Below are 18808 nucleotides of genomic sequence, written 5' to 3' on the forward strand. Positions count from 1 at the left end.
TCGTAAAACTAGGACTGCCTTTTACGGCTGGCTAATGCAGCCAGCCGTTTTAGTTTCTGGCCCAGCTCACCTTCTGTGTGTTCGGCCAGAGCATTAATATGTGAAGCCGCGGTTTCACTCAACTGTCTGTGAACCACTTGGGGTTTTGCCCCCGATGTTGCCAGTGCCGGGTTGACTTTAACCTCAATAGCGGTAAGCATTGGGAGCGTTTCTGCCTGAAGTTGGGCGAGAAGTTTGGTTTTTTGGAAGTTAATCCTGGCGGCCCATGCGGCGGAAGGGGTTTCAATAACCAACACACTTTGGCGCAGATTGGCGACTTTCAGCTGTTCGCTGACAGGGCCTGACAGCAGTTGTTTGACATGCTGGTTCAGATACAACAAAAGCTCCGCTTTCTCGGCCAGATCGGGCAAACGTCCCGACTGATGCAGTAATTGGCTGAGGTGCTGAGGGAGCTTCTTCATTATGATAATAAGATGGCTGAATTAGGCTATGAGTGTAACAGTTTTTATTCAAGGTCGGAATGGCGTGACGCGCTGGCAACCGGGCAAACGCTGGTTGCTGTTGCCTATTTTGCTCCTCGCTGCGGGCACAGGGCTCTATCAATACAACGCAGAGCGATTTGAGTCGCAACAGGCCAACGTCGACAACGAGCGTCAGGCTCGTGAGCAGCAACAGAAACAAGTCAAAGATCTCAAGCAAGCAACCGAAACTCAGTTGGCAACCTTGGTGGCTCATGTCGCCAGAATGCAGGCCAAACTGACCCGGCTTGAGGCTCTCGGGCAAACTCTTGCCCAGAATTACCAACTTGAAGAACAGTTCGATTTCGGCGCCGAGGTAGGTATTGGCGGTTTGAGCGAGCTGGGTACCAGCATAGAGTTGGAGCAGCTGATCTCCGATATGGATCGGCTGGCATCAGGAATTGATAGTAATAATGCTCAGTTGTCACTGCTTGAAACAGTGGCTTCCAATCTCCATATAGATGAAGAGCGTTATATATCAGGGCGGCCAATCAATAAAGGTTGGTTATCTTCGCCCTACGGTTTACGTAATGATCCTTTCAATGGCCGCAGAACTGTGCATAAAGGCATAGACTTTGCGGGTACGGAAGGAGCCGATGTGATCGCCACCGGTGGTGGGGTGGTGACATGGGCCGGGAATATGTTTGGCTATGGTGAGTTGGTGGAGATAGATCACGGTAACGGATTGCGCACCCGCTATGGTCATAATAAAGCTTTGTCAGTAACTGTAGGTGACGTGGTCGCCAAGGGCGAGAAAATTGCCACCATGGGAAGCACTGGGCGTTCGACAGGACCTCATGTGCATTACGAAGTGTTGCGGGGTGGACAGCAGATAGATCCCAAGAAGTACGTCTACCGCAAAGCAGGTTAATTGGAACTGGCCGCCAGACTCGCAAGAGGCTTGGCCTACAACAGAATAAGTGATTCAGATGTTAGGTAAATTACTGACAAAAGTATTTGGTAGTCGTAACGACCGCACCCTTAAAGCCCTGGGCAAAATAGTCAACAAGATCAACGCGCTCGAAGGCGAATATGAGCAACTCAGCGATGAGCAGCTCAAGGCCAAGACCCAGGAGTTCCGTGACCGACTCGAAAAAGGGGAAACCCTTAACGACATCATGGCCGAAGCCTTTGCCACTGTGCGTGAAGCTTCCAAGCGGGTGTTCGAGATGCGCCACTTCGATGTGCAGTTGATAGGCGGTATGGTGCTGGATAGTAACCGCATTGCCGAGATGCGCACCGGTGAAGGTAAGACACTGACCGCCACGCTGCCCGCTTATCTCAATGCGCTGACCGGCAAGGGTGTTCACGTTATTACAGTGAACGACTATCTGGCTCGCCGTGACGCCGACACTAACCGCCCACTGTTTGAATTCCTAGGAATGACAGTCGGAGTTAACGTCGCCGGTCTTGGCCAGCTGGAAAAGAAAGCTGCCTACAACTCAGATATCACTTACGGTACCAATAACGAATTTGGTTTCGACTATCTGCGCGACAACATGGCGTTTTCACCGCAGGAGCGGGTACAACGTCCATTGCACTATGCTCTGATAGACGAAGTCGACTCCATTCTTATTGATGAAGCCCGTACGCCGCTGATCATCTCCGGCGCCGCGGAAGACAGCTCTGAACTCTACATCAAGGTCAATAAGCTGATCCCTAATCTGATCCGCCAGGATAAAGAAGATTCGGACGACTATGTCGGTGAGGGCGACTTCAGCGTGGATGAAAAAGCCAAGCAAGTTCACATGACTGAACGCGGTCAGGAAAAAATTGAACTTCTGCTTACCCAGTCTGGCCTGCTGGCCGAAGGGGATTCACTCTATTCGGCCGCCAATATCTCACTGCTGCATCATGTCAACGCCGCGCTGCGTGCTCACACCCTGTTTGAGCGGGATGTCGATTATGTAGTGCAGGACGGCGAAGTGATCATCGTCGATGAGCACACTGGCCGTACCATGCAGGGGCGTCGTTGGTCTGAAGGTTTGCACCAGGCGGTGGAAGCCAAAGAAGGTGTGAAGATCCAGAATGAAAACCAGACTCTGGCTTCTATCACCTTCCAAAACTACTTCCGTCAGTATGAAAAACTGGCCGGTATGACAGGTACTGCCGATACCGAAGCCTTTGAATTCCAGCATATCTATGGTCTGGATACCGTAGTGATCCCCACCAACCGGCCGATGATCCGTAACGATATGGCTGACTTGGTGTATCTCACCGCCAAAGAAAAGTACGCCGCCATTATCCAGGACATCAAGGGTTGCCGTGAACGCGGCCAGCCGGTATTGGTCGGTACAGTTTCCATCGAACAGTCTGAACTGCTGTCCAACCTGTTGGATCGGGAAAAGATCCCTCACAAGGTACTGAACGCCAAGTTCCACGAAAAAGAAGCTGAAATTGTTGCTCAGGCTGGACGTAGTGGTGCTGTTACCGTAGCCACTAACATGGCCGGTCGTGGTACCGATATCGTCTTGGGCGGTAGCTGGAAAGCGGAAGTTGAGGAACTGGAAAACCCAACCGAGGAGCAGATCGCCAAGATCCGTGCCGACTGGCAAGAGCGTCACGATGCCGTGGTTGCTGCCGGTGGTTTGCACATCCTGGGCACAGAACGTCACGAGTCCCGTCGTATCGATAACCAGCTGCGTGGTCGTTCCGGCCGTCAGGGCGATGCGGGTTCATCACGTTTCTATCTGTCGATGGAAGACAGCCTGATGCGGATCTTCGCTTCAGATCGCGTTGCCAACATGATGAAGAAGTTGGGCATGGAAGAAGGCGAAGCCATCGAACATCCTTGGGTATCTCGTGCGATTGAGAATGCCCAGCGCAAAGTGGAAGCCCGTAACTTCGATATTCGTAAGCAGTTGCTGGAATTTGATGATGTCGCCAACGACCAGCGTCAGGTGGTTTACGCTCAGCGTAACGAACTGATGGATGCCGAAAGCATTGAAGATACCATCAAGAATATTCAGGAAGACGTGATCACAGGCGTTATCGATCAATACATTCCACCACAGTCAGTTGAAGAGCTCTGGGACGTTCCCGGCCTCGAGCAGCGACTCAAGCAGGAATTTGTACTGGACTTGCCGCTGCAGGAGTGGCTGGACAAAGAAGAAGACTTGCATGAAGAGACGCTACGTGAGCGGATCATCGAATCTTGGCTCAAGGCCTATGAGGCCAAAGAGCAGATGGTGGGCCCTGAGGTGCTGCGTCAGTTCGAAAAGGCCGTGATGCTGCAAACCCTGGATGGTTTGTGGAAAGAGCACCTGGCGGCCATGGACCACCTGCGTCAGGGTATTCACCTGCGTGGTTATGCACAGAAGAACCCCAAACAGGAATATAAGCGTGAGTCCTTTGAGCTGTTCCAGCAAATGCTGGAGTCACTCAAGCACGATGTGATCAGTATTTTGTCCAAGGTTCAGGTACAGGCTCAATCAGATGTAGATGAAATGGAAGCCCGTCGCCGTGAAGAAGAAGCGCGGATCCAACATCAATATCAGCACGCCACGTCTGAAGCTTTGAATGAAGCCGAACAAGATGCTGAAGTCGCGGCACATACTCCAGTTGTGCGTGAGGGTGAGAAAGTTGGACGCAACGATCCTTGTCCTTGTGGCTCAGGTAAAAAATACAAACAGTGTCATGGCAAACTGAGCTAACACACTGTAAGTCATTAAAGGCAATCTTCGGATTGCCTTTTTTCTTATATGTGTCTCGTCCTGAAATAGGTTTACACATTGGAGACCTATATTGGAAAAGAACGACTCGACAGAAGCTGGATATTGTCGGGAGTAAAGATGTAAACCAGCGTGGACTATCTAGTCTATCGTCGCCACCGCTAAGTCAATTATTACTCCAGTTGCTGTGAAACTCTGAAGATAGTTGCCTGCCCGGAAAGTAAATCATTATATGCTTGGAGGTCTAAAAAGGCTCCGGAAGCCATAAATGTGGATAACTCTGGGAGTAAAAAGTGTTTAAGTTGTGGCTAACCCGATAACCTCAAAAAAGATCGTAAAATGCTGAAAAAAGCCCTTGCACAAAAGTTCAAGCTCCCTATAATGCGCTCCCACTGACACGGCGAACGAGAACAAAATAATTGTTCAAATTCAAGTTCAGTAGTTGGCAACAAGCCTTGGTTTCAAAGGTGTGATGATAAAATCATCACCCACTCGAAACCAGATAAAAAAGGGCTTGACGCTGAAAAAGGGTTCTGTAAAATACGCAGCCCTGACTCGATGAGAATCATCGCGGTCCTGCTCTTTAACAATATATCAAGCAATCTGTGTGGACACTCACAGGCATTGAGAAATCGACAAAACGATTTAACTCGATGAAGAGTGTTCATACGAACAGAATTCATTGAGTCGAACCTTCGGGTTCAACCAAAACTTTAATTGAAGAGTTTGATCATGGCTCAGATTGAACGCTGGCGGCAGGCCTAACACATGCAAGTCGAGCGGTAACATTTCAAAAGCTTGCTTTTGAAGATGACGAGCGGCGGACGGGTGAGTAATGCCTGGGAATTTGCCCATTTGTGGGGGATAACAGTTGGAAACGACTGCTAATACCGCATACGCCCTACGGGGAAAGCAGGGGACCTTCGGGCCTTGCGCTGATGGATAAGCCCAGGTGGGATTAGCTAGTAGGTGAGGTAAAGGCTCACCTAGGCGACGATCCCTAGCTGGTCTGAGAGGATGATCAGCCACACTGGGACTGAGACACGGCCCAGACTCCTACGGGAGGCAGCAGTGGGGAATATTGCACAATGGGGAAACCCTGATGCAGCCATGCCGCGTGTGTGAAGAAGGCCTTCGGGTTGTAAAGCACTTTCAGCGAGGAGGAAAGGTTAGTAGTTAATACCTGCTAGCTGTGACGTTACTCGCAGAAGAAGCACCGGCTAACTCCGTGCCAGCAGCCGCGGTAATACGGAGGGTGCGAGCGTTAATCGGAATTACTGGGCGTAAAGCGTGCGCAGGCGGTTTGTTAAGCGAGATGTGAAAGCCCCGGGCTCAACCTGGGAACCGCATTTCGAACTGGCAAACTAGAGTCTTGTAGAGGGGGGTAGAATTCCAGGTGTAGCGGTGAAATGCGTAGAGATCTGGAGGAATACCGGTGGCGAAGGCGGCCCCTGGACAAAGACTGACGCTCAGGCACGAAAGCGTGGGGAGCAAACAGGATTAGATACCCTGGTAGTCCACGCCGTAAACGATGTCTACTCGGAGTTTGGTGTCTTGAACACTGGGCTCTCAAGCTAACGCATTAAGTAGACCGCCTGGGGAGTACGGCCGCAAGGTTAAAACTCAAATGAATTGACGGGGGCCCGCACAAGCGGTGGAGCATGTGGTTTAATTCGATGCAACGCGAAGAACCTTACCTACTCTTGACATCCAGAGAACTTTCCAGAGATGGATTGGTGCCTTCGGGAACTCTGAGACAGGTGCTGCATGGCTGTCGTCAGCTCGTGTTGTGAAATGTTGGGTTAAGTCCCGCAACGAGCGCAACCCCTATCCTTACTTGCCAGCGGGTAATGCCGGGAACTTTAGGGAGACTGCCGGTGATAAACCGGAGGAAGGTGGGGACGACGTCAAGTCATCATGGCCCTTACGAGTAGGGCTACACACGTGCTACAATGGTCGGTACAGAGGGTTGCGAAGCCGCGAGGTGGAGCTAATCTCATAAAGCCGGTCGTAGTCCGGATTGGAGTCTGCAACTCGACTCCATGAAGTCGGAATCGCTAGTAATCGTGGATCAGAATGCCACGGTGAATACGTTCCCGGGCCTTGTACACACCGCCCGTCACACCATGGGAGTGGGCTGCACCAGAAGTAGATAGCTTAACCTTCGGGAGGGCGTTTACCACGGTGTGGTTCATGACTGGGGTGAAGTCGTAACAAGGTAGCCCTAGGGGAACCTGGGGCTGGATCACCTCCTTACCTAAGCGATAATTGGTGTTTGTTGAGTGTTCACACAGATTGCTTGATAAAGAAGTAGAGCATGGGGGTCTGTAGCTCAGGTGGTTAGAGCGTTCGCCTGATAAGCGAGAGGTCGGTAGTTCGAGTCTACTCAGACCCACCAATTCTTCCGCTGTTTGTGTTAAACCGGTTTAGGTTTAGTTGGCGAAGGAATTAAATACGGGGCTATAGCTCAGCTGGGAGAGCGCCTGCCTTGCACGCAGGAGGTCTGCGGTTCGATCCGCATAGCTCCACCACTTCCCTTGGAAGTGCTGGAACCGTCACTCTACAAAGGACGAGAGACGCCAAAGATAAGTCAGTATTTATCTTTGGCTTTTTTAAGCCCGCTCTTTAACAATTTGGAAAGCTGATAGTAGACATCAAAACCACTCTTAGGAGTTGGAATTGATGCATACAAATTGAGTTCTCAAACACTTCAATCAAGTGTTTTGGAAATTCTTCAAGGCGAGTCCACTTCCTTAACCCGGAGGTGAGACAAGTAAACTTAAGCTGGTTGCAATACAAACCGATGAAAACTCATCCGGGTTGTATGGTTAAGCGACCAAGCGTATACGGTGGATGCCTTGGCAGTCAGAGGCGATGAAGGACGTAGTAACTTGCGAAAAGCGTTGGTGAGCTAGTAACAAGCATTTGAGCCAGCGATGTCCGAATGGGGAAACCCGGCACCATAAGGTGTCATCAATACGTGAATACATAGCGTATTGAGGCGAACGAGGGGAACTGAAACATCTAAGTACCCTTAGGAAAAGAAATCAACCGAGATTCCCCAAGTAGCGGCGAGCGAACGGGGATTAGCCCTTAAGTCTTTGGGGTGTTAGTGGAATGTGTTGGAAAGCACAGCGGCACAGGGTGATAGCCCCGTACATGTAAACTAACCAGAGATGAAAACGAGTAAGGCGGCACACGTGATATGTTGTCTGAATATGGGGGACCATCCTCCAAGGCTAAATACTCCTGACTGACCGATAGTGAACCAGTACCGTGAGGGAAAGGCGAAAAAGAACCCCTGTGAGGGGAGTGAAATAGAACCTGAAACCGTATACGTACAAGCAGTGGAAGCGGTACTTGAGACCGTGACTGCGTACCTTTTGTATAATGGGTCAGCGACTTACATTTAGTAGCGAGGTTAAGCGAATAGCGGAGCCGTAGGGAAACCGAGTGTTAACTGCGCGTTTAGTTGCTAGGTGTAGACCCGAAACCCGGTGATCAGCCATGGGCAGGTTGAAGGTTGAGTAACATCAACTGGAGGACCGAACCGACTAATGTTGAAAAATTAGCGGATGACTTGTGGCTGGGGGTGAAAGGCCAATCAAACCGGGAGATATCTGGTTCTCCTCGAAAGCTATTTAGGTAGCGCCTCGGACGAACACCTTTGGGGGTAGAGCACTGTTAAGGCTAGGGGGGGTCATCCCGACTTACCAACCCTTTGCAAACTCCGAATACCAAAGAGTGCTATCCGGGAGACAGACGGCGGGTGCTAACGTCCGTCGTCAAAAAGGGAAACAACCCAGACCGTCAGCTAAGGTCCCAAAGTAATTGCTAAGTGGGAAACGATGTGGGAAGGCTTAGACAGCTAGGATGTTGGCTTAGAAGCAGCCATCATTTAAAGAAAGCGTAATAGCTCACTAGTCGAGTCGGCCTGCGCGGAAGATGTAACGGGGCTAAGCAATTCACCGAAGCTACGGGTACTGATGCTTGCATCAGTGCGGTAGAGGAGCGTTCTGTAAGCCGTTGAAGGCGAAGGGGTAACCCACGCTGGAGGTATCAGAAGTGCGAATGCTGACATGAGTAACGATAAAGGGGTGAAAAAACCCCTCGCCGAAAGACCAAGGGTTCCTGTCCAACGTTAATCGGGGCAGGGTGAGTCGACCCCTAAGGCGAGGCTGAAAGGCGTAGTCGATGGGAAACGGGTTAATATTCCCGTACTTCTGCTAACTGCGATGGAGAGACGGAGAAGGCTAGGCCAGCGCGGCGTTGGTTGTCCGCGTTTAAGGTAGTAGGTGGTGTGCTTAGGCAAATCCGGGCACACATACACTGAGAGCTGATGACGAGTCCCTACGGGGATGAAGTGGTTGATGCCATGCTTCCAGGAAAATCTTCTAAGCTTCAGGTTAGTAGGAATCGTACCCCAAACCGACACAGGTGGTCGGGTAGAGAATACCAAGGCGCTTGAGAGAACTCGGCTGAAGGAACTAGGCAAAATGGTACCGTAACTTCGGGAGAAGGTACGCCGCTTAAACGGTGAAGACCTCGCGTCGTAAGCTGCTGGCAGTCGCAGATACCAGGTGGCTGCAACTGTTTATCAAAAACACAGCACTGTGCAAAATCGCAAGATGACGTATACGGTGTGACGCCTGCCCGGTGCCGGAAGGTTAATTGATTGGGTTATCTTCGGAGAAGCTCATGATCGAAGCCCCGGTAAACGGCGGCCGTAACTATAACGGTCCTAAGGTAGCGAAATTCCTTGTCGGGTAAGTTCCGACCTGCACGAATGGCGTAATGATGGCCACGCTGTCTCCAGCCGAGACTCAGTGAAGTTGAAATTGCGGTGAAGATGCCGTATACCCGCGGCTAGACGGAAAGACCCCGTGAACCTTTACTATAGCTTGGCACTGAACATTGACCCTACATGTGTAGGATAGGTGGGAGACTATGAAGATGAGACGCCAGTCTTGTTGGAGTCAACCTTGAAATACCACCCTTGTAGTGTTGATGTTCTAACCTGGGCCCCTAATCGGGGTTAGGGACAGTGCCTGGTGGGTAGTTTGACTGGGGCGGTCTCCTCCCAAAGAGTAACGGAGGAGCACGAAGGTTGGCTAAGTACGGTCGGACATCGTACGGTTAGTGTAATGGCATAAGCCAGCTTAACTGCGAGACAGACACGTCGAGCAGGTGCGAAAGCAGGTCATAGTGATCCGGTGGTTCTGAATGGAAGGGCCATCGCTCAACGGATAAAAGGTACTCCGGGGATAACAGGCTGATACCGCCCAAGAGTTCATATCGACGGCGGTGTTTGGCACCTCGATGTCGGCTCATCACATCCTGGGGCTGAAGTCGGTCCCAAGGGTATGGCTGTTCGCCATTTAAAGTGGTACGCGAGCTGGGTTCAGAACGTCGTGAGACAGTTCGGTCCCTATCTGCCGTGGGCGTTGGATGATTGAGGGGAGCTGCTCCTAGTACGAGAGGACCGGAGTGGACGAACCGCTGGTGTTCGGGTTGTCATGCCAATGGCATTGCCCGGTAGCTACGTTCGGAATCGATAACCGCTGAAAGCATCTAAGCGGGAAGCGAGCCCCAAGATGAGTCATCCCTAGGTCCTAGAGACCTCTGAAGAGCCGTTCGAGACCAGGACGTTGATAGGCAGGGTGTGTAAGCGTTGCGAGGCGTTGAGCTAACCTGTACTAATGACTCGAGAGCTTAACCATACAACCCAGATGGGTTTTACGGACTTGAAGAAGTCGATACTTGATTGAAGTTTGAACTCAGGCTCTGAAAAGAGCACAGCTTTCTGAATTTAGGAATGAATTTATCAAATACATCCCTGTATTTGACCCTAACGGCCGCGCTAAAGCGCGTTTAAAATTTGTTCCGTACAATTTTATGTCTGGTGACAATAGCATTGTGGTCCCACCTGATCCCATCCCGAACTCAGAAGTGAAACGCAATCGCGCCGATGGTAGTGTGGGGTCTCCCCCCATGTGAGAGTAGGTCATCGCCAGACGCCCAATTTCTGATTATCACTTTAGATAAAGTGAAATCAAAGTTGAATTTGCTGATATGGCTCAGTCGGTAGAGCGCATCCTTGGTAAGGATGAGGTCCCCAGTTCGATTCTGGGTATCAGCACCATATTCAGCTGCTAGGCACTAAATAGCAGCAACAAAATTTGTCTGGTGACAATAGCATTGTGGTCCCACCTGATCCCATCCCGAACTCAGAAGTGAAACGCAATCGCGCCGATGGTAGTGTGGGGTCTCCCCATGTGAGAGTAGGTCATCGCCAGACGCCACTTTGGTTTTCACTTTTTAGAAAAGTGAAGACAAAACAGTAACGATGGATCCCCAGCACTTTGTGTTGGGGATTTTCTTTTTTTTAATTGCATTTTGAAATGTCCACTCTCACATGGGGAAGATAAAGAGTCCGAACGCGTGAGGCACAATCCCATGTGGAGTAGGGGTGAGGTTGTCGCGTTTATCAAACTCAGTTTGATGCGACAGACGAACGCGGAGAGCTTGCTCGAAGCTGGCCATCGCCAGACGCCTAACAAAAAAAAAGCCCTAGCATTTAGCTAGGGCTTTTTGTTTGTCTCGCTTTCAGCGAGCACGACTTAACATGCAGCCCAAAGCTGCTGGCGCAGTGTGTGCCCCTCAGCTCGCAGCCAAGCTGCTTCGTGCTACAGCCCTCTATCAAGCTGTGCTTGATGAGCAGATGTCTTTTGCCCCCATGTGATACCAATTTGATTAACTATTTGGTCGGGTTAAATCTCTGGAGCACAGAGATTTAACCCGACCAGCATCCTAATGAAGGTATTCCAGGCTCGGGATACTTGGTCAACAATTTGTGTGTAGCAATCGAATACTCGCTTGGAAAGACAGCGTTGTCTGAGCCATTGTTAAACTTGCTCCATCGGGTTCAGCTTTGGGAAATAGGCGGGTAGATTAATTAAAGTGAGATTTGAGAAAGGCATTGCCGTATCCATAGTATGCCAGCCTGCGCCATCAACGATGACCACTGCATGCCGGTCGCTCTCGGTTGTCAACGATATCAATTCAAGGTGAAGTATCATGGCATCTTTGTTGACCAGGGGCGTAACCAATGCTTCCGTTTTACCGCTACTTGCGCACCGCCCCAAACAGATACTTATAATCAAATTGCTGCTGTTTGACGACACGGAGACGGCGACCCCGTGTCGTCCAAATTTTGTCGTTTGATTTTGTTGGCTAAATTCGCTATGCCACTACAGTCGTCCGGGTTTCGGTTTATCAAGCAAACCATCGAGCCCATCAGCCAGGTAATTTGCGGCCCAAGCGTTAACACTGGTGCTACTCACACCGAGCAGGGCCGTTAAGGAGATAGTTGTCCGTGCATATTCTTGATAAATGCAACCGCCGCAACTGAGCTAATGAATATCCTTTTAGTTTGCCTTTGCAGAGTGGTAGGTATTAATCGTTTATCTCTAGCTATTCACCAAAGCTCTAAGTTGCCCCAGACTAAAAATATAGCTATATGGTTTCTAAGTTGGTCGGCACAGTTATTTTATCATCGGCATGTATGAAGATGCCGGGTGCTCAGAGTCGATTAGCCGCACGACTAAAGCTTGGGATTCTGGCTTCGAGGCTATGAACTTGGGCAAAACCCTGTACTGGATGAGAAAACATTTTAGTAATTATACGGAATCTCGATTATTTCTGACTGGTTTCATGACCAATAAGGTGTAATACATGAGTTGAATCTTTCCTCTAAGTACGACTACCAGAATTGCTTATACAAATAGGTTTGTGGATAAGTCTGTGGTTAATGGGTAGGTAAGCTGTGTGGTTGAGCGGGGTTTCTACAGTCGACCAATAAATTGAGTTTTTTCTTTTAAAAAGCCCTTGCACAAAAGTTCAGGCCCCCTATAATGCGCTCCCACTGACACGGCACAGCGGCAACGCGAAAGACGTGACAGGGTCGAAGAAAAGAGGCTCTTGAGTCCTTTCAACGACAGGCGAAAAAGATGGTAAATACCTCTTGACGCCGCAGCAGGAAAGCGTAGAATACGCAGCCCTGACCCGATGGCCACAGCGCCTAAGGGATTGCTCTTTAACAAGATAAACAAGCAAATCTGTGTGGACACTCACAGGCATTGAGAAATCGACAAAACGATTTAACTCGATGAAGAGTGTTCATACGAACAGAATTCATTGAGTCGATTCTTCGGAATCAACCAAAACTTTAATTGAAGAGTTTGATCATGGCTCAGATTGAACGCTGGCGGCAGGCCTAACACATGCAAGTCGAGCGGTAACATTTCAAAAGCTTGCTTTTGAAGATGACGAGCGGCGGACGGGTGAGTAATGCCTGGGAATTTGCCCATTTGTGGGGGATAACAGTTGGAAACGACTGCTAATACCGCATACGCCCTACGGGGGAAAGCAGGGGACCTTCGGGCCTTGCGCTGATGGATAAGCCCAGGTGGGATTAGCTAGTAGGTGAGGTAAAGGCTCACCTAGGCGACGATCCCTAGCTGGTCTGAGAGGATGATCAGCCACACTGGGACTGAGACACGGCCCAGACTCCTACGGGAGGCAGCAGTGGGGAATATTGCACAATGGGGGGAAACCCTGATGCAGCCATGCCGCGTGTGTGAAGAAGGCCTTCGGGTTGTAAAGCACTTTCAGCGAGGAGGAAAGGTTAGTAGTTAATACCTGCTAGCTGTGACGTTACTCGCAGAAGAAGCACCGGCTAACTCCGTGCCAGCAGCCGCGGTAATACGGAGGGTGCGAGCGTTAATCGGAATTACTGGGCGTAAAGCGTGCGCAGGCGGTTTGTTAAGCGAGATGTGAAAGCCCCGGGCTCAACCTGGGAACCGCATTTCGAACTGGCAAACTAGAGTCTTGTAGAGGGGGTAGAATTCCAGGTGTAGCGGTGAAATGCGTAGAGATCTGGAGGAATACCGGTGGCGAAGGCGGCCCCTGGACAAAGACTGACGCTCAGGCACGAAAGCGTGGGGAGCAAACAGGATTAGATACCCTGGTAGTCCACGCCGTAAACGATGTCTACTCGGAGTTTGGTGTCTTGAACACTGGGCTCTCAAGCTAACGCATTAAGTAGACCGCCTGGGGAGTACGGCCGCAAGGTTAAAACTCAAATGAATTGACGGGGGCCCGCACAAGCGGTGGAGCATGTGGTTTAATTCGATGCAACGCGAAGAACCTTACCTACTCTTGACATCCAGAGAACTTTCCAGAGATGGATTGGTGCCTTCGGGAACTCTGAGACAGGTGCTGCATGGCTGTCGTCAGCTCGTGTTGTGAAATGTTGGGTTAAGTCCCGCAACGAGCGCAACCCCTATCCTTACTTGCCAGCGGGTAATGCCGGGAACTTTAGGGAGACTGCCGGTGATAAACCGGAGGAAGGTGGGGACGACGTCAAGTCATCATGGCCCTTACGAGTAGGGCTACACACGTGCTACAATGGTCGGTACAGAGGGTTGCGAAGCCGCGAGGTGGAGCTAATCTCATAAAGCCGGTCGTAGTCCGGATTGGAGTCTGCAACTCGACTCCATGAAGTCGGAATCGCTAGTAATCGTGGATCAGAATGCCACGGTGAATACGTTCCCGGGCCTTGTACACACCGCCCGTCACACCATGGGAGTGGGCTGCACCAGAAGTAGATAGCTTAACCTTCGGGAGGGCGTTTACCACGGTGTGGTTCATGACTGGGGTGAAGTCGTAACAAGGTAGCCCTAGGGGAACCTGGGGCTGGATCACCTCCTTACCTAAGCGATAATTGGTGTTTGTTGAGTGTTCACACAGATTGCTTGTTCATAGAGCAGGCCGTTGACCCTGGTAGGTCAATGAGTTCTTTAACAATTTGGAAAGCTGATAGTAGACATCAAAACCACTTTTAGGAGTTGGATTTGATGCATACAAATTGAGTTCTCAAACACTTCAATCAAGTGTTTTGGAAATTCTTCAAGGCGAGTCCACTTCCTTAACCCGGAGGTGAGACAAGTAAACTTAAGCTGGTTGCAATACAAACCGATGAAAACTCATCCGGGTTGTATGGTTAAGCGACCAAGCGTATACGGTGGATGCCTTGGCAGTCAGAGGCGATGAAGGACGTAGTAACTTGCGAAAAGCGTTGGTGAGCTAGTAACAAGCATTTGAGCCAGCGATGTCCGAATGGGGAAACCCGGCACCATAAGGTGTCATCAATACGTGAATACATAGCGTATTGAGGCGAACGAGGGGAACTGAAACATCTAAGTACCCTTAGGAAAAGAAATCAACCGAGATTCCCCAAGTAGCGGCGAGCGAACGGGGATTAGCCCTTAAGTCTTTGGGGTGTTAGTGGAATGTGTTGGAAAGCACAGCGGCACAGGGTGATAGCCCCGTACATGTAAACTAACCAGAGATGAAAACGAGTAAGGCGGCACACGTGATATGTTGTCTGAATATGGGGGACCATCCTCCAAGGCTAAATACTCCTGACTGACCGATAGTGAACCAGTACCGTGAGGGAAAGGCGAAAAGAACCCCTGTGAGGGGAGTGAAATAGAACCTGAAACCGTATACGTACAAGCAGTGGAAGCGGTACTTGAGACCGTGACTGCGTACCTTTTGTATAATGGGTCAGCGACTTACATTTAGTAGCGAGGTTAAGCGAATAGCGGAGCCGTAGGGAAACCGAGTGTTAACTGCGCGTTTAGTTGCTAGGTGTAGACCCGAAACCCGGTGATCAGCCATGGGCAGGTTGAAGGTTGAGTAACATCAACTGGAGGACCGAACCGACTAATGTTGAAAAATTAGCGGATGACTTGTGGCTGGGGGTGAAAGGCCAATCAAACCGGGAGATATCTGGTTCTCCTCGAAAGCTATTTAGGTAGCGCCTCGGACGAACACCTTTGGGGGTAGAGCACTGTTAAGGCTAGGGGTCATCCCGACTTACCAACCCTTTGCAAACTCCGAATACCAAAGAGTGCTATCCGGGAGACAGACGGCGGGTGCTAACGTCCGTCGTCAAAAAGGGAAACAACCCAGACCGTCAGCTAAGGTCCCAAAGTAATTGCTAAGTGGGAAACGATGTGGGAAGGCTTAGACAGCTAGGATGTTGGCTTAGAAGCAGCCATCATTTAAAGAAAGCGTAATAGCTCACTAGTCGAGTCGGCCTGCGCGGAAGATGTAACGGGGCTAAGCAATTCACCGAAGTTACGGGTACTGATGCTTGCATCAGTGCGGTAGAGGAGCGTTCTGTAAGCCGTTGAAGGCGAAGGGGTAACCCACGCTGGAGGTATCAGAAGTGCGAATGCTGACATGAGTAACGATAAAGGGGGTGAAAAACCCCTCGCCGAAAGACCAAGGGTTCCTGTCCAACGTTAATCGGGGCAGGGTGAGTCGACCCCTAAGGCGAGGCTGAAAGGCGTAGTCGATGGGAAACGGGTTAATATTCCCGTACTTCTGCTAACTGCGATGGAGAGACGGAGAAGGCTAGGCCAGCGCGGCGTTGGTTGTCCGCGTTTAAGGTAGTAGGTGGTGTGCTTAGGCAAATCCGGGCACACATACACTGAGAGCTGATGACGAGTCCCTACGGGGATGAAGTGGTTGATGCCATGCTTCCAGGAAAATCTTCTAAGCTTCAGGTTAGCAGGAATCGTACCCCAAACCGACACAGGTGGTCGGGTAGAGAATACCAAGGCGCTTGAGAGAACTCGGCTGAAGGAACTAGGCAAAATGGTACCGTAACTTCGGGAGAAGGTACGCTGCTTAAACGGTGAAGACCTCGCGTCGTAAGCTGCTGGCAGTCGCAGATACCAGGTGGCTGCAACTGTTTATCAAAAACACAGCACTGTGCAAAATCGCAAGATGACGTATACGGTGTGACGCCTGCCCGGTGCCGGAAGGTTAATTGATTGGGTTATCTTCGGAGAAGCTCATGATCGAAGCCCCGGTAAACGGCGGCCGTAACTATAACGGTCCTAAGGTAGCGAAATTCCTTGTCGGGTAAGTTCCGACCTGCACGAATGGCGTAATGATGGCCACGCTGTCTCCAGCCGAGACTCAGTGAAGTTGAAATTGCGGTGAAGATGCCGTATACCCGCGGCTAGACGGAAAGACCCCGTGAACCTTTACTATAGCTTGGCACTGAACATTGACCCTACATGTGTAGGATAGGTGGGAGACTATGAAGATGAGACGCCAGTCTTGTTGGAGTCAACCTTGAAATACCACCCTTGTAGTGTTGATGTTCTAACCTGGGCCCCTAATCGGGGTTAGGGACAGTGCCTGGTGGGTAGTTTGACTGGGGCGGTCTCCTCCCAAAGAGTAACGGAGGAGCACGAAGGTTGGCTAAGTACGGTCGGACATCGTACGGTTAGTGTAATGGCATAAGCCAGCTTAACTGCGAGACAGACACGTCGAGCAGGTGCGAAAGCAGGTCATAGTGATCCGGTGGTTCTGAATGGAAGGGCCATCGCTCAACGGATAAAAGGTACTCCGGGGATAACAGGCTGATACCGCCCAAGAGTTCATATCGACGGCGGTGTTTGGCACCTCGATGTCGGCTCATCACATCCTGGGGCTGAAGTCGGTCCCAAAGGGTATGGCTGTTCGCCATTTAAAGTGGTACGCGAGCTGGGTTCAGAACGTCGTGAGACAGTTCGGTCCCCTATCTGCCGTGGGCGTTGGATGATTGAGGGGAGCTGCTCCTAGTACGAGAGGACCGGAGTGGACGAACCGCTGGTGTTCGGGTTGTCATGCCAATGGCATTGCCCGGTAGCTACGTTCGGAATCGATAACCGCTGAAAGCATCTAAGCGGGAAGCGAGCCCCAAGATGAGTCATCCCTAGGTCCTAGAGACCTCTGAAGAGCCGTTCGAGACCAGGACGTTGATAGGCAGGGTGTGTAAGCGTTGCGAGGCGTTGAGCTAACCTGTACTAATGACTCGAGAGGCTTAACCATACAACCCAGATGGGTTTTACGGACTTGAAGAAGTTAGATACTTGATTGAAGTTTGAACTCAAGCTCTGAAGAAGAGCACAGCCAAGAATACCGGTCGCTTAGCTCAGCCGGGAGAGCACCTCCCTTACAAGGAGGGGGTCACTGGTTCGATCCCAGTAGCGACCACCATATTTCAAAGCAACAGCTTTCTGAATTGAAGAACAAAGGTTAATGACGCAGGTAATTGTTTGGCTGACAAAGCCGTGACGAGCGAGCCGCGCAGTGTACTGGAGTACATGAGCAGCGTAGCGAGGAAACAATACCGTCAGACGGACAATTAACCAGTAAGAATATGTCTGGTGACAATAGCATTGTGGTCCCACCTGATCCCATCCCGAACTCAGAAGTGAAACGCAATCGCGCCGATGGTAGTGTGGGGTCTCCCCATGTGAGAGTAGGTCATCGCCAGACGCCTAACAAACAAAAAGCCCTAGCATTCAGCTAGGGCTTTTTTGTTTGTCTCGCTTCCAGCGAGCACGACTTAACATGCAGCCCAAAGCTGCTGGCGCAGTGTGTGCCCCTCAGCTCGCAGCCAAGCTGCTTCGCGCTACAGCCATCTATCAAGCTGTGCTTGATGAGCAGATGTCTTTCGCCCCCATGTGAGATGGTGCTGTGGATATGTTGAGAATGGCTCGACTGGTTTATCTGATCAGATTTATCCAGTCCCTGATCTATCCAGTCTCTGGAGCACAGAGATTTCACCCGACCAGTATCCTCAATGAAGGTATTCCAGGCTCGGGATACTTGGTCAACAATGTGCTTGTAGCAATCGAATACTCGGTTGGAAAGACAGTGTTGTCTGAGCCATTGCCAAACTTGCTCCATCGGGTTCAGATCTGGGGAATAGGCGGGTAGCTTAATCAAAGTGAGATTTGAGAAAGGTATTGCCGTATCCATAGTATGCCAGCCTGCGCCAGCAACGATGAACTCTGCAGAGGTGATTTGGGACATCTGAGTCGACAAGACAGGGATAATAAAAAGCCAGCATAGGCTGGCTTAGGGCTTAGTTTGAAAGCTCTGTAAGGATTTTATCAAGAATCGGTTGGTTGGCATCCGGGAAAGTATATTCCTGGAGTTTTTCCAAGTGCACCCACTCGACTTGCTGTCCCTCTACGCCATAGGCCGTACCACTGAATTCCGTGACCAGGTGGATATCCAGCAACACCTGTTTGTCCGGGTAGTCATAAGACAACAACATGAACGGAGTTGAGCCCGTTACCTTGAGCCCGACTTCTTCTATCAATTCTCTGGCAAGGGCTTGGGTGACGGTTTCACCGGTTTCGACTTTTCCACCTGGAAACTCCCATTTCCCACCTTGGTGCAGATGCCCATGGCGCTTGGCCAAGAGGATCTGCTCGCCGGATTTGATCACTCCGACTGCGACATGAACTCGTTTCATTACTACTGATCCTTGAAGAAGTTACCCTCATCGTAGCCAAACTCATCCAGCAGTTGTTCATCGAATTCTGGTTTGACCGGAATGGCGTGTTTTTCCGAGGCCCAATCACCGAGATCGATGAGTTTACAGCGCTCGCTACAGAAGGGCTTAAATTTGGATTCGGGGCTCCATTCCACCTCTTTTTGACAGGTGGGGCACTTAACTGTGATAGGCATTTGTGTGTCTCT

6 protein-coding genes, 4 tRNA genes, 7 rRNA genes and 1 pseudogene are annotated in these 18808 nt (G+C 50.6%); 13 read left to right on the forward strand and 5 right to left on the reverse strand.

Translation table 11 applies throughout. From position 1 onward, the window contains the following. Positions 1-8 precede the first annotated feature (8 nt). Positions 9-461 (reverse strand): DUF721 domain-containing protein, encoded by a 453-nt coding sequence (locus K5621_RS01915; protein ID WP_025010897.1) that lies wholly within the window; start codon positions 459-461, stop codon positions 9-11. A gap of 28 nt (positions 462-489) precedes the next feature. Between K5621_RS01915 and K5621_RS01920 the strand changes: the two genes are divergently transcribed. From K5621_RS01920 to rrf (K5621_RS01960), 9 genes are all read left to right on the forward strand, one after another. Further along, positions 490-1389, forward strand: coding sequence for a M23 family metallopeptidase (locus K5621_RS01920; protein WP_100146120.1), 900 nt, complete (start codon positions 490-492; stop codon positions 1387-1389). Between the two features lie 58 nt (positions 1390-1447). Then, positions 1448-4171 carry a preprotein translocase subunit SecA gene (gene secA / locus K5621_RS01925; protein WP_221050284.1) on the forward strand — a complete coding sequence of 908 codons (2724 nt, stop codon included), beginning with the start codon at positions 1448-1450 and terminating at the stop codon, positions 4169-4171. A 732-nt stretch (positions 4172-4903) separates the two neighbouring features. Further along, positions 4904-6445, forward strand: a 16S ribosomal RNA gene (locus K5621_RS01930). A 65-nt stretch (positions 6446-6510) separates the two neighbouring features. After that, positions 6511-6587 (forward strand) — tRNA-Ile (locus K5621_RS01935). A 58-nt stretch (positions 6588-6645) separates the two neighbouring features. Continuing rightward, positions 6646-6720 (forward strand) — tRNA-Ala (locus K5621_RS01940). A 295-nt stretch (positions 6721-7015) separates the two neighbouring features. After that, a 23S ribosomal RNA gene (locus K5621_RS01945) occupies positions 7016-9909 on the forward strand. Between the two features lie 178 nt (positions 9910-10087). After that, positions 10088-10205, forward strand: a 5S ribosomal RNA gene (rrf, locus tag K5621_RS01950). A gap of 50 nt (positions 10206-10255) precedes the next feature. Then, positions 10256-10331: transfer RNA gene (locus tag K5621_RS01955), tRNA-Thr, on the forward strand. A 40-nt stretch (positions 10332-10371) separates the two neighbouring features. Further along, positions 10372-10487 (forward strand): 5S ribosomal RNA (gene rrf, locus K5621_RS01960). 607 nt (positions 10488-11094) lie between these two features. On the opposite strand, the gene K5621_RS01965 is transcribed toward rrf (K5621_RS01960), so the two are convergent. Continuing rightward, a complete protein-coding gene (locus tag K5621_RS01965; RefSeq protein WP_221051102.1) occupies positions 11095-11373 on the reverse strand; it encodes a transposase in 279 nt (92 codons plus the stop codon). Between the two features lie 1044 nt (positions 11374-12417). Between K5621_RS01965 and K5621_RS01970 the strand changes: the two genes are divergently transcribed. The 4 genes from K5621_RS01970 (at position 12418) to rrf (K5621_RS01985) (ending at position 17593) form a co-directional block, all read left to right on the forward strand. Beyond that, positions 12418-13961, forward strand: a 16S ribosomal RNA gene (locus K5621_RS01970). 289 nt (positions 13962-14250) lie between these two features. Then, positions 14251-17143, forward strand: a 23S ribosomal RNA gene (locus tag K5621_RS01975). Positions 17144-17235: 92 nt separating this feature from the next. Then, positions 17236-17311: transfer RNA gene (locus K5621_RS01980), tRNA-Val, on the forward strand. A 166-nt stretch (positions 17312-17477) separates the two neighbouring features. Further along, positions 17478-17593: ribosomal RNA gene (rrf, locus tag K5621_RS01985) — 5S ribosomal RNA — on the forward strand. Together the 16S, 23S and 5S rRNA genes with 4 tRNA genes alongside form the textbook arrangement of a ribosomal RNA operon. 264 nt (positions 17594-17857) lie before the next feature. On the opposite strand, the pseudogene K5621_RS19975 reads toward rrf (K5621_RS01985), so the two are convergent. From K5621_RS19975 to yacG, 3 genes and pseudogenes are all read right to left on the reverse strand, one after another. Next, positions 17858-18106 (reverse strand): annotated as a pseudogene (locus tag K5621_RS19975) (transposase); the annotation flags it as partial. A 79-nt stretch (positions 18107-18185) separates the two neighbouring features. Beyond that, positions 18186-18581, reverse strand: coding sequence for an 8-oxo-dGTP diphosphatase MutT (gene mutT / locus K5621_RS01995; protein WP_188726048.1), 396 nt, complete (start codon positions 18579-18581; stop codon positions 18186-18188). Positions 18582-18583: 2 nt separating this feature from the next. Beyond that, positions 18584-18796, reverse strand: coding sequence for a DNA gyrase inhibitor YacG (gene yacG, locus K5621_RS02000; protein ID WP_100142958.1), 213 nt, complete (start codon positions 18794-18796; stop codon positions 18584-18586). Positions 18797-18808: the final 12 nt, after the last annotated feature.

Origin of the sequence: Shewanella carassii (genome assembly GCF_019670705.1) — a bacterium.
Taxonomy (GTDB): domain Bacteria; phylum Pseudomonadota; class Gammaproteobacteria; order Enterobacterales; family Shewanellaceae; genus Shewanella; species Shewanella carassii.

Excerpts from the sequence above, each read along its gene's own strand:
- K5621_RS01915 (WP_025010897.1), bottom strand. The coding sequence starts at position 461 with ATGAAGAAGCTCCCTCAGCACCTCAGCCAATTACTGCATCAGTCGGGA.
- K5621_RS01920 (WP_100146120.1), top strand. The coding sequence starts at position 490 with ATGAGTGTAACAGTTTTTATTCAAGGTCGGAATGGCGTGACGCGCTGG.
- secA (WP_221050284.1), top strand. The coding sequence starts at position 1,448 with ATGTTAGGTAAATTACTGACAAAAGTATTTGGTAGTCGTAACGACCGC.
- mutT (WP_188726048.1), bottom strand. The coding sequence starts at position 18,581 with ATGAAACGAGTTCATGTCGCAGTCGGAGTGATCAAATCCGGCGAGCAG.
- yacG (WP_100142958.1), bottom strand. The coding sequence starts at position 18,796 with ATGCCTATCACAGTTAAGTGCCCCACCTGTCAAAAAGAGGTGGAATGG.